At 65.3% G+C, this 12581-nt stretch carries 9 protein-coding genes and 1 pseudogene; 2 read left to right on the forward strand and 8 right to left on the reverse strand.

Annotated features, from left to right (window positions below; all coding sequences use genetic code 11):
* Positions 1-386: 386 nt before the first annotated feature.
* Complete coding sequence (locus LB529_RS28815; protein WP_224602239.1) at positions 387-1568, forward strand: MFS transporter; 1182 nt, start codon at positions 387-389, stop codon at positions 1566-1568.
* Here LB529_RS28815 and LB529_RS28820 read toward each other — a convergent pair.
* The 8 genes and pseudogenes from LB529_RS28820 to LB529_RS28855 all read right to left on the reverse strand — a co-directional run.
* A pseudogene (locus tag LB529_RS28820) lies at positions 1526-1735 on the reverse strand (LysR family transcriptional regulator); the annotation flags it as partial. The gene LB529_RS28815 and the pseudogene LB529_RS28820 overlap by 43 nt on opposite strands.
* Before the next feature lie 106 nt (positions 1736-1841).
* Positions 1842-2000: a DUF3309 family protein gene (locus tag LB529_RS28825; protein WP_040991775.1), complete on the reverse strand. Its 159-nt coding sequence runs from the start codon at positions 1998-2000 to the stop codon at positions 1842-1844.
* 97 nt (positions 2001-2097) lie between these two features.
* Positions 2098-5274: an efflux RND transporter permease subunit gene (locus LB529_RS28830; protein ID WP_224602238.1), complete on the reverse strand. Its 3177-nt coding sequence runs from the start codon at positions 5272-5274 to the stop codon at positions 2098-2100.
* Positions 5275-5348: 74 nt separating this feature from the next.
* On the reverse strand, positions 5349-6551 hold the full coding sequence (locus LB529_RS28835) for an efflux RND transporter periplasmic adaptor subunit (protein WP_224602237.1): 1203 nt from the start codon (positions 6549-6551) through the stop codon (positions 5349-5351).
* 85 nt (positions 6552-6636) lie between these two features.
* On the reverse strand, positions 6637-6801 hold the full coding sequence (locus tag LB529_RS28840) for a hypothetical protein (protein WP_224712966.1): 165 nt from the start codon (positions 6799-6801) through the stop codon (positions 6637-6639).
* 116 nt (positions 6802-6917) lie between these two features.
* Complete coding sequence (locus tag LB529_RS28845; RefSeq protein WP_224602235.1) at positions 6918-8339, reverse strand: coniferyl aldehyde dehydrogenase; 1422 nt, start codon at positions 8337-8339, stop codon at positions 6918-6920.
* Between the two features lie 123 nt (positions 8340-8462).
* Positions 8463-9593, reverse strand: coding sequence for a patatin-like phospholipase family protein (locus tag LB529_RS28850; RefSeq protein WP_224712967.1), 1131 nt, complete (start codon positions 9591-9593; stop codon positions 8463-8465).
* A gap of 523 nt (positions 9594-10116) precedes the next feature.
* Positions 10117-11217 carry a citrate synthase/methylcitrate synthase gene (locus LB529_RS28855; protein WP_224712968.1) on the reverse strand — a complete coding sequence of 367 codons (1101 nt, stop codon included), beginning with the start codon at positions 11215-11217 and terminating at the stop codon, positions 10117-10119.
* An 89-nt stretch (positions 11218-11306) separates the two neighbouring features.
* Between LB529_RS28855 and LB529_RS28860 the strand changes: the two genes are divergently transcribed.
* Positions 11307-12452: a citrate synthase family protein gene (locus tag LB529_RS28860; RefSeq protein WP_224712969.1), complete on the forward strand. Its 1146-nt coding sequence runs from the start codon at positions 11307-11309 to the stop codon at positions 12450-12452.
* The last annotated feature ends 129 nt before the right edge of the window (positions 12453-12581 follow it).

Here is a 12581-nt window from a genome sequence, read left to right on the forward strand (position 1 = left end):
GGAAGCTCCTGGTCGTCCTCAACGCTATCATTCGCGACAAAACCGCATTCGCGTGAACACAGTTGCCATTCCGTGACGACTGCCGAAGAATGCCGCCGTCCAAAATATCATCGCAACGGCGCCGCTCGGGAACCTTCTGCACCGCTGCAACGCTCCTAAGGCACGGAATGGATCCTCGGGTCTACGCGCGTCGCTTCGCTCCTTGCTCCGCCCGTGGATGACGAACGGAGAGGCGTCGCAGCAATAGTCAAAGCAGCAGCCTGCCGCGAACGACGCCGACCCCCGATCGCGCCCTTGGTCCAAGCACTTCCCCGCTGCGGTCCTTGACTACGAATTGAATCGATCTAATTTGCCGCGCGAATCCTTTGCATGGCGGATTTCAGACGATGAGCGTGCAAACCACGATGCAGGCCGCGGCGCGCGGCCGCTGGGCCGTCGCCGGTATTTTCCTCGCCAATGGTTTCTTGACCGGCAGCTGGGCGCCGCAGATCCCGGTGTTTCTTACTCGACTCGACATCACGCGATTCACCCTCGGCCTGCTGATCCTGCTGTTCGGCGTCGGCGCGGTCATCGCCATGACCTGGTGCGGCCATCTGATCTCCCGGCACGGCTCGCGCAGCGTGACGCGCTGGTTCGGTGTCTGCGGCAGCTTCGGCCTGCTGATCGTGGCGCTCGCCCCTAACGTTCCGCTGGCGGCGATTGCCATGCTCGTCTTCGGCGGCTCAATCGGCGGCATGGATGTCGCGATGAACTCGAATGCCGTCGTGGTGGAAAGGCGGCTTTCGCGCGCGATCATGTCGTCGTCGCACGGCTTCTGGAGCCTCGGCGGCTTCGCCGGCGGCGCGCTCGGCGGCTACTCGATCCAGAATTACGGCTATCTTGCCCATGCCGTCGCGGTGACGGTGATCGCCTTTGCCGTCATCGCGTTTGCCGTTCGTTATCTCATCGCCGAGGGCCGGCCGCAGGCGGTCGAGCACCAGAAGTTCACGCTGCCGCGGCACATGGCCGTCTATCTGGTCGGGCTGATGGCGCTGCTCACCATGATCTCGGAAGGCGCGGTGCTCGACTGGGCGGCGCTCTTCCTGCACCAGGAACTGAGCGCCGATCTCGCGGTCGCCGGGCTGGCCTATGCCGCCTTCTCCGGGGTCATGGCGCTGATGCGTTTCCTGGGCGACGGCGTGCGCAACCGCTTCGGCGCGGTGTCGACCTTGCGCGGCTCCGCGCTGGTCGCCGCCGCCGGCATGCTGGTCGCCGGCCTCTCGCCGTCGCCTTACCTTGCCATAGCCGCCTTTGCTTTCTGCGGCTTCGGCATCGCCAACATGGTGCCGATCATCTTTTCGGCCGGCGGCAATCAGGAAGGCATGTCGTCCGGCACCGGCATGAGCGTCGTCACCACCATGGGCTATTCCGGCATATTGGTGGCGCCGTCGGCAATCGGCTTCGTCGCCGAGCATTCGAGCTTCGGCCCGATCTTCGTTGCGCTGTCCGCGCTGCTGGTCGTCGTGCTCTTGATGGCCGGCCTCGCTCACCGGGCCGAATTCGCGCCCGAGCCCATACCGGCCGAATAGCGCTTCAGTTCCTCATGCAGGAAATCCGCCACGCGGCGGATGCGCATGCTGGTGCGCACGTCCCGATGCATGGCGAGCCAGACCGGTAGGTTCGGCAAAGGCACTTCGGGCAAGAGCTTTTGGAGGTCCGCATCGGCATCGGCCAACGGCTCCTGGCCGATGCCGATGTGTGGGATATCGTCATCGTGAGCCGTCGCGTCTCGCCGCATGATCAATGCAGAGCACGGGAAACGAACCGGCCGGGCCAAAGCCCGGCCGCAACTCATTGAAGGATCAGATCCTGCCCATCAACAAGAGTATCAACAGCACGACCAGGATGACGCCAACGATCCCCGACGGCCCGTAGCCCCAGGAGCGCGAATGCGGCCAGGCCGGCACCGCGCCGATCAGGATCAGGATAAGGATAATTACGAGAATTGTGCCGATCGTCATGAAAAACCCTCGCCGTCTGGTTGAACTTCGAGGGAACAATGCAAAAAGCCGCCCGGTTGTTCCCGGGCGGCTTTTTTCCTTGGGGTTGTGAAACGCTCTATTCCGCAGCTTTCGGGAAGGCCTCCGCCGGCCCCGCGCCCGTCTCGCTGGGCGGCTCGTCGGTCATGACTTTGCCTTTGCCGCGCCGCAACAGGCGGCTGAACCAGCCGCGGCGCTGGCCGGGCTTCACCTTGGCGCGCGTGAACACCATCAGCATCGAGGGCGTCACCACCAGCGTCAGCAGCGTGGCGAAGGACAGGCCGAAGACGATCGCCGAGGACAGCGAGATCCACCATTGCGTCGACGGCGCGTTGATCGTCGTCTCGTGATGGAAGATTTCGAGACCGAGCCCGAAGGCGATCGGCAGCACGCCGAGGATGGCCGAGACCGCCGTCAGCACCACCGGACGGGCGCGCTCGCGGCAGGTCTGCAGCACCGCGTCCATCTTGTCCCAGCCTTCCTCGCGCAACCGGTCGTAAGTGTCGATGAGCACGATGTTGTTGTTCACCACCACACCGGCCAGCGCGATGACCCCGATGCCCGACATGACGATGCCAAAGGCCTCGCCTGTCAGAAGCAATCCGAGGAACACGCCGATCGTCGCCATGACCACGCAGGACAGGACGAGCCACACGCTGGTGAATTTGTTGAACTGCGCAAGCAGCACCAGGAAGATCAGGAAGATCGCCGCGCCAAAGGCCTTGCCGAGGAAGGCGCTGGCTTCCGCGCTGTCTTCGTTGGAGCCGGCGAGCTTCCAGCGAATGCCGCTGCCGAGATCCATATCGCTGACGGCCTTGGTCACCTGCTCCTGCACCGCCGCGACCTGCGCGCCGGCGCTGACATTGGCCTGCACGACCACGGTGCGCGCGCCGTCGATGCGGTTCAGGATACCGACGGTCGGCTCCGGCTTGCGCACGACGAAGTTCGAGATCGGCACCGACCCTTGCGAGGTCTGCACCCTGAGCTCGTCGAGCGTCGACAGCGTGCGCCGATCCTCGGGCAGGCGGAGCCGGATGTCGACCGCATCGTCGGCACCGGCCGGCCGGTATTCCGACAGCTTGAGGCCGTTGGTCACCAGTTGCACCACCGTGCCGACCGAAGTCGGGCTGATGCCGTATTGCGCCGCCTTGGCGCGGTCGACCTCGATCGCCCAATCGACGCCGGGCGGCGGCAGGCCGTCCGAAATGTCGATGACATTGGGGATCTTGGCGATGCGTGCCGCGACCGCGCGCGCCTTATCGTCGAGCCCGGCCGGGTCGACGGCCGAAAGCCTGATCTGGATCGGCTTGCCGGTCGGCGGGCCGGCTTCCGGCACGCGCACTTCGACATCGACGCCGGGAATGCCGGCCATCACGCCGCGCAGGTCGTCGAGGATCTGGTTGGCAGACTTGCGCTCGCGCCAATCGACGAACTCGTACTGGATGACGCCGACCACGTCTTCCGGAATGTCCTGGCCGCCGCCTTGCGTCTTGCCGACGCGGGTATAGACCGACTTCACGCCGGGCCAGCCGAGCAGACGGTTCTCCGCCGTCTTCGTCGCGGCGTCCATTTCGGCCAGCGAAAGATTGCCGCGGGCATGCACATAGAGCAGGCCGTAATCCGGCTCGACGCTGGGGAAGAACTCGACGCCGGCGCCATATTTCGAATAGGCGAAGCCGACGCCGACCAGAAGTCCGACGGTGAGCAGGATCACCGTGATCGGGAAGCGCACCGCCTGCTTGACCACCGCCATGTACCAGCCGTCGCGGTTGCCTTCCTCGTGATGCTCCGGCGCCTTGGCGAAGATCGCGCCCAAAGTCGGCGCGAAGACCAGCGCGTAGAGCATCGAGGCCGACAGCGTCACGATCAGCGTGATCGGCATATATTTCATGAAGTCGCCGATGATGCCCGGCCAGAACAGCAGCGGCGAGAAGGCGGCGATGCGCGTCATCGTCGCCGCGATGACCGGGCCGGCCATGCGCTTGGCTGCCAGCGCGAAGGCATCCGCCTTCGGCATGCCCTCGCTCATGCGCCGTTCCGCGAATTCGGTGACGATGATGGCGTCATCCACCAGCATGCCGACGGCCAGGATCAGGCTGAACAGCACGATCATGTTGATCGTGTAGCCCATCATGGCAAGCAGCAGGATGCCCATCAGGAACGATGACGGGATGGCAAGCCCGATGAGCAGCGAGGCCCGCCCCGACAGCGCATAAAGGATGACGATGAACACCAGGATGACGGCGATCATCACATGGTTCTGCAGGTCGCCCAGCAGCTGGTTGACGAAGACCGACTTGTCCTGCGTGTAGGTGACATGCATGCCCTCGGGCATGGTCTTGATAAAGGTGTCCGACACTTCCCTCACATGGTTCAACGTGTCGATCAGGTTGGCGCCTATGCGCTTCTTGACTTCGATGGCGATCGCAGGCTTGCCGTTGAGGCGAGTGACCGTCTCGGCGTCCTTGAAGGTCGAGCGTATGGTCGCGATGTCCTTGGCCTGGACCACGGCGTTCCGCGTGGCGACCACCGGCAGGTTCGCGACATCCTCGGGCGTCTCGATCAGCGACGGCACCTTGACCGCGTATTTGCCTTCCGAGCCTTCGAGATTGCCGGCCGCGACCAGGCTGTTGGAGGAGGCGACGCCCTGGATCACCTGGTCGAGCTGCAGTCCGTAGGAGGAAAGCTTCACCGGATCGACGACAACCTCGACAAGGTCGTCGCGAGCGCCCTGCAGCGAGCCTTCGAGCACGCCGGGCACCTCCTCGATGCGGTCGCGCAGCTCGCGCGCGGCCGACGTCAGCACGCGCTCCGGCACATCGCCGGAAAGCGTGACGACCAGAACCGGGAATTCAGAGACGTTGACCTCGTTGACGGTCGGCTCCTCGGCGGCCTGCGGCAGGTCGGCCTTGGCGTCCTGCACCTTGCTGCGCGTGTCCTGCAGCGCTGTCGCGAGATCCGTCTGCGGCTGGAATTCGACCAGCACATAGCCGCCGCCCTGGAAGGCGGCTGAGCGCATCTCTTTGAGCCCCTTGAGGCTCTTGAGCTTGCTTTCCATCGGCCTGAGCAGCAGGCGCTCGGAATCCTCCGGTGAGATGCCCTGATAGATCAGGCTGACATACATCATCGGAATCGGAACGTCGGGCTCTGCTTCCTTCGGCGTGGACTGGTAGGCGACCCAGCCCGCAACGACCAGAAACAGCAGCGCCGATATGGTGAGGCGAGCGTTGTTGATGGCGAGTCTGACGATATCCATGACTTCGGCCTGTTATGCTTCGGGGGCTGCGGACTGCCATCGCCGGATTGGGCCGGCGACGGACGCGTCCTGCTTTACTGCGTGCCGGCGGTGGCTTCGCCAATCAGCTTGTTGATGGTCGCCTGGTCGGCCTCGACGGGCTTCACCGGATCGCCCTCCTTCACCAGCTCCTGGCCGGCGACGATGATGCGCGCATCTTGCGGAATGCCGCCCAGCACCAGGCCGTGCGGCGTGTCGTCGACCAGGTCGATCGGAAAGAACGCCACCTTGTCGTCCTTGCCGACGGCGCGAATGCCGAGGTCGCCCTTGTCGCCGAGCGTCACCACCGAACGCGGCAGCATGACCGCGTTGGTCGGCTCGGCGCTGAGCGCGATCTCGGCCGTCATGCCGGCGGGGATGGAGCCGTCGGGATTGGGTATCGCCACCTCGACGCGGAAGGTGCGGGTCTGCGCCGAGGCATCGCGGCTGATGTAGCGCACGGTGCCGGTGACCTTCTGGTCGTTGACGAGGCGGACATCGGCCTCGTCGCCGATCTTGACGTAGCGCAGGTCGCGCTCGCTGATCTCGCCGCGGGCGATGACCGGATCGAGCTTCAGGACTGTCGCCACCTCGCCGCCCTGCATCACCGAGCTGCCGAGCTCCACCGGGATGCGGTCGATGACGCCGTCGAATGGCGCCTTGACCTCGTTGCGGTCGAGCTCCGCCTGCGCGGTGTCCAGCTGCGATTGCGCCAGCGTCAGGTTGGAGCGGGCGGTATCGAGCTGCAGCTTCGGCAGATTGCCGGTCTTGGCCAGCCGCTCGGCGGCATCGAGCTCGGCTTTGCGCTGCGCCAGCAATTGCTTGGCATTGTCGACGTTGGAGATCTTCTCCTCGGCCGCGAGCATCAGCACGAGGTCGCCGGTCTTGACGCGGTCGCCCTGCTTGACCGGCAACTTCTCGATGACGCCGGCGACGCGCGTCGCCAGCACGGCCCGCTTGTCGGCCTCGGTCAGGCCGGAGATGCGGATGGCGCGCGCATAGGTCTTGCGCGGCGGCGTCACCACCGCGACCGTGCGCAACGCAGCCTTGGGCTCGGCTTGCGCGGCGTCCTGCTTGGTGGCCTCCGGCTGAGCGGGCTTGCCGGCGTCGGCGTGCTTGTCCGTGGCGGCCGACTTGTCGGTGGTAACCGACTTGTCGGCGGCGCTACCGACGGACGAAAACTCACCCGTGCCCATCCAGGCCGCGAATCCGATGAGCACGACAATGGCAGCAAGCTTGTGAAACCTGATTTTCGGCATCGTCATTTTTCCGTTGCAGGACCTGGCGAGGTCGGCGCTTCCGACTTCGGGCGCGCGGCCGATATGGGTGTGCGCGGGGCCTAGTTCAATTTGCCGTGATCGGCGAAGCGCAGCTTCTACCTGAAAGTTGCGGCGCAATATAGTCGGAAAAGTTGCGGAAGCATTGCGAAGTGGAACGTGGTTCCTCGACAAATCCAAGCTTTTCTGCCAGACGGCTGCGCTTTTTTCCGGCGCGCCAATAGTTTTCCATGGCTTCCCTAACGTTACTGGCAGCAGCCGTCAGGATGATGCGGAAAGCTCCCCTCTGAAGCGCCGATCATCCGCGTTGACCGCGGTTCCGTCCCCGCCATTCCCGGGCTGAAGCTGTCAAGTGATGAGCTTCAGCAGCCGGAAAAGACGCTCGAATGTCTTGCCATAGGGCGGGCGCAGCAGGCCGCCGGCGCTGAGCTTCGACTGGATGAAGATCGGCTTTTCCTTGCTGAAGGTGCGAAAACCCCACTCGCCGTGATAGGCGCCCATGCCGCTGTCGCCGACGCCGCCGAAGGGCTGCCGCTCCTGCGCCAGATGCATCATGCAGTCATTGACCGTAACGCCGCCGGCCACGGTTTCGCGCATGACCCTGCGGCGATTGGCGCTGTCGCTGCCGAACCAGTAAAGCGCCAGTGGACGCTCGCCCCGGTTCACATGATCGATAGCCTCGTCCACGCTGCCATATTCGACGATCGGCAGCACCGGTCCGAAAATCTCCTCGCGCATCAGCCGCAGAGTCTCGCCGGCATTGCGCACCAGCACGGGCGCCATCTTGCGGTCGCTGATGCCGAGCTTCTCGTTCGCAGGATTGACCTCGATGATGTCGGCACCGGCGTCGCGCGCCTCGGCGATCATATCGCTCAGCCGCCGATGATGCCGCTCGCTGACGATCGCCGTATAGTCGGGATTGTCGCCGAGGCGCGGATAGAGCTTTGCGATTGCCGCCGCGAACTTGGCCGCGACCGCCGCGCCCTGGCCTTGCGGGACCATCAGATAGTCGGGGGCGATGCAAGTCTGGCCGGCATTGAGCAATTTGCCATAGGCCACGCTGGCGACCGCCGCGTCGAGATCGCAGGAGGGATCGAAGATCGCCGGCGACTTGCCGCCGAGCTCGAGCGTCACCGGCGTCAGATTGGCAGCGGCAGCCAGTGCCACCTGGCGGCCGACGGCGGTCGAGCCCGTGAACAGGAGGTGGTCGAACGGCAAGGACACGAACGCCTTGCCGACCTCCGCGTCGCCGACCATCACGCTGACCTCGTCGGCGGCGAAATATTTTTCGACCAGGCTGGCGAGCAGGTCCGAAAATTTCGGCGTCAGCTCCGAAGGCTTGATCAGCACGCGGTTGCCGGCGGCCAGAGCGGCGGTCGCCGGCGCGATGGCGAGCTGGAAAGGATAGTTCCAGGGCGAGACGATGCCGACGACGCCGAGCGGCTGCGGCAAGAGGCGGTTGCGGCCGGGCAGGAAGGGCAGGCTGGTGGCGACGCGGCGCTCGCGCATCCAGGCGCCGAGATGCGACAGCGCATGCCTGATGCCGGCGCGCACGACGAACAGTTCGGCAAGCCGCGTCTCCTGAGCCGAGCGGGCGGAAAAATCGCTGTCGATCGCCGCGCAGATCTCGGCCTCGTGCTTTTCAGTGAGCGCCAGCAGGCGCTTCAGCCGATCCTTGCGCACGTCCAGCGTCGGGAACGGCTCCTTCTCGAAGGCCCTGCACTGCGCTTCAAACCTGACCCCGAGAGCGTTTTGTCTGGTTTGCAGCATCGCGACCTCCCCTTTACGTTCAGGTAAGCTATATCGCCCCGACAACCGAATCCAGCATTGCCCCGGTTCCGCTGGGGAAGATGCTGACAGCCGGAGCGGACTTGCTGACAGGTATGGAAGACATCAGGCGCGGCGGCGCGCGGATTCTGGCTTAATGTGCGCTGCCAGGAACTCCTTGACTCGACGCCCGGGTGCCGGGCCGCGCATCGGCCTGAAGCCGTCGTCGAGCTCGCCCGACAGGTCGAGCGTCGCTTGGCTGCCGACGGCGTCGTAATTCTCTTCCAGCCAGTCGCTGGCGGCGCTGCGGCCGAGGTCGCGCAGATAGGCGATGAAAGCCCATTCGGCGTTGACCTTGGACGACGCGGAGAGGTCCTTGAAAGCCTCGTCGGCGTCGATGCGGTGCATGCGGATGTCGCGATATTCGCCATGCGGCAGGCGTCCGGCCGCGATCAACTCCTTGACGAAGGCGATCGAGCGGAATTCGCGCAGCAGCCCGGCATTGAAGGTGATCTCGTCGATGCGGTTCTGGATCTCATTGGCGCTCTTCGGCGTGCCTTCGCGCACCACCGGATTGATCTGCACCAGAAGCACGTCCTCGGTCGCCGCCGTCTTGAAGAACGGATAGAGCGCCGGATTGCCGCCATAGCCGCCGTCCCAATAGGGCACGCCTTTGATTTCGACGGCGCGGAACAATTGCGGCAGGCAGGCCGAAGCCATCACCGTGTCGAGGTCGATCTCGCCGTCGGAGAAGACGCGCAGCTGTCCGGTCTCGACATTGGTCGCCGAGATGAACAGCTCAATCGACTTGCAGCCGCGCACGTTGTCGAAGTCGATCTCCTTCGCCACCACATCGCGCAGCGGGTTGAGGCCGAGCGGATTGGCGACATAGGGCGAGAACACCCGCGACATCGTGTCGAAGAAGACATAGCCGGGCGTGTTCTCGATCGACCAATTGCCCCAGACCACGTCCCACGGCATGCGCTGCACCGGGCTGAAACGGCCCTTCGAGGCCACCGCCCGCCAGAAGTCCTCGAGCTTCTTGCGCGCGCCTTCCACGCCGCCCCGGACAAAGCCGTCGGCCAGCGCCACCGCGTTCATGGCGCCGGCACTGGTGCCGGACACCGCCGCGATCTCCAGCCGCCCGTCCTCCAGCAGCTGGTCGAGCACGCCCCAGGAAAAGGCGCCATGCGAACCGCCGCCCTGGAGGGCGATGTTGATCTTCTTCTTTTCCTCCGCCTTGCCGTTCTTCGCCATGGCGTTCCTTGTCTCGATGCGCCGGCCTACCGCTGCCTCATTTTGCACGGAGACGGCGCAGTCAGCTTATGTTGCAGTGCAGCATATAGGGGCGGACCAAGGCAAGAACACGAACACACAAGCGTGATCGGATGAAATTTCGGCCACGAGTGAGCTCTTTCCTCGCCCCCGGGAGTGGGCTACGGCCACGGCATGCTGAGACTGTCGTGACTGATCAGGCCGAGGCTTGATTGCCACGTGGTTCCCCCAATCCGTCGCTGCTTCGCAGCGCCACCTTTCCCCCCTCCGGAGGGAAAGGAAGGGAGCCTTGCTGGACGGGCGTTGACGGCAAAAAGCTTGGCGCCTTTCCTCTACCCCGTCGATCGGGGGAGAGGTGGCTCGGCGAAGCCGAGACGGAGTGGGGGTCGACCAGCGCTGCATAAGACAAGGCATGCGCCAAGCTGCCATGCACGCTATCGCCAAAGGCCAGCCGCTTGGAAAGGTGTGCATGCCGTAGCCGAGGTGGGGCGAGGAACCGAACCTCTCAAGCCACGAGATCGGGCACCGGCCCGACATAATGCGACTGTGGCCGGATGAGCCGCCCGGTCGCCTGCTGCTCGCGCGCGTGCGCAATCCAGCCGGCAACGCGGCCGGCGGCGAACACGTTGGAGAAGGCCTCCTTCGGGAAGCCGACCGCTTCCAGGAGGAGCGCTGTGTAGAATTCGACATTGGTCTGGATCGAGCGCTGCGGCTTGGCGATGCTGAGCACCTCGAGCGCCGCCTGCTCCACGGTTTCGGCGAAGGCCAACCTGCTACCCATCTCCTTGCTGCTCGTCTTGTTGCGCGAACCGAGCTGCCGCACGACCGTCTTCAGCGCATCGGCTCGCGGGTCGCGCACGCGGTAGATGCGATGGCCGAAACCCATGATGCGCTGGCCATGGGCGATCTCGTTGCGCAGCCATGCCGTGGCGTCGCCGCTGGCCTTGATGGCGTCCAGCATCTCGATCACCGGCCCCGGCGCGCCGCCATGCAGCGGACCTTTCAGCGCGCCGAGCCCAGCCAGGATCGCCGAGGTCAGTCCGGCCTGGGTCGAGGCCACCACGCGGGTCGCGAAGGTCGAGGCGTTGAGCCCGTGGTCGCAGACCGTCACCAGATAGCTGTCGAGCGCCTTGGTAAGCGCGGGCGAGGCGGAGCCGGAAAGCATGCGCAGCATGTCGCCGGCATGATCGGCTTTTTCGTCGGGAGCAATAGGCGTCTTACCCCGGCCAAGGCGCAGCAAGGCCGGCGTCAGCACCGCAGGCGCCGCGACCAGCCGCAGCGCATCGGCAAGCCTGTCGCCGTCCGGCAGGACGGCCATGCCGGCGCGCATGCCGCTGTAGACGTCGAGCGGCGCAAGCTGGGCAAGCATCGGCTGGACGCGATCGAACACTTCCACCCGAGCCTTGCCGATCGCCTCCTCCAGTTCGGCATCGCTCGGAAGGTCGTCGAAGAAGCCCTCGAACAGCAGACGCACCACCTGCGCGTAGCGCCGGCGGCCGGCCAGTTCCATCAGCGAATGGCCTCGGATGGTGAGGTGCCCACCCGCACCATCGACATCGGAAAGCACCGTGTCTGCCGCCACAACATCATCGAGCCCATTTGCCATGACCGTCTCCTTGACCTTTGGTGCATGACAATTAATGCTGCGCAATCAATGCATCAATCTTGATCAAGATAATCAATGTAAGGTGTCGAATGACGGAATGGCTGACGCGAGATGAGGCGCTGGAGCGGCTCAACGTCCGTCCGCAGACGCTTTATGCGTATGTCAGCCGCGGCCGCATCGGCATGAAGCCGGACGAAGCAGACCCGCGCCGCAGCCGGTACCGCGCCGACGACATCGCCGCGCTCGCCACGCGCCGCGACCGCGGAAGGAGCCCGCAGGCAATCGCCGAAAGCGCGATCGCCTGGGGCGAGCCGGCGATTCCCACGTCAATCTCCACGGTGCTGCATGGTCGTCTCATCTATCGCGGCAGGGACGCGGTGGAGCTTTCGGCGACGGCGACGCTCGAGGAGACCGCCGAACTGCTATGGGCTTCCGCCCGTCCGGTATCGTTCGCCTCGCTGACCCCTTCGGCCGCCCGGCAAAGCGGCACGCCCACCGCCTTCGCCAGGCTTTCGGCGCTCGCCGCCGGAGGCTGGTCCTCGCTCGGACGCAGGCCGGCGATGCTGCAGCAGGACGGCGCCGCCGCGACCAGCGCGCTGGCAACCGCGCTCGGCGCGTCGCCGGGCTCCGAACCCGTGCATATCAGGCTGGCGCAGGGCTGGTCGGTGGAAGCCGCCGGCGCCGATCTCATCCGCAAGGCGCTGGTGCTTTTGGCCGATCACGAGCTCAACACCTCGACCTTCGCCGCCCGCGTCGCGGCCTCCACCGGCGCGCCGATCGCCGCCTGCCTGCTCGCAGGCCTTGCGACGCTGACCGGCCCGCGCCACGGCGGCGCCGGCGCGGCGGCGATCACGCTTGTCGAGGATGCCGGGCGGCTGGGTCCGGACGAGGCGATTGCACGCTGGCTCGCTCATGACCGGCCGCTGCCAAGCTTCGGCCACCCGCTTTACCCGGAGGGCGATCCGCGCGCGCAAGCACTGCTGCCCGACCTGGAGATCGATGACGGGATCGTACATCTTCGCGACGCCGTGCTCGCCGCGACCGGGCTGCATCCGAATATCGATTTTGCGCTGGCCGCGATGACGCGCAGCCTCAGCCTGCCGGCCGATGCGCCGTTCCGCCTGTTCGCGCTCGGCCGCAGCGTCGGCTGGACGGCGCATGCTGTCGAACAGGTGACCAGCAACAGGCCGATCAGGCCCCGCGCCCGTTATGACGGGCCAATTAGCGCGGGATGATGACTTGCAGATTAGCCGGAACGCGTTTGAGGTCGTCATTCTAGGGCGGAGTAAGGAGCGAAGCGACGCGCGCAGACCCTAGAATCCTGTGTGTTGGTTCTGGTGTATGGTTGAAGTGGGAAGGAGACC

Source organism: Mesorhizobium sp. CA5 (genome assembly GCF_020165105.1).
Classification (GTDB): Bacteria; Pseudomonadota; Alphaproteobacteria; order Rhizobiales; family Rhizobiaceae; genus Mesorhizobium.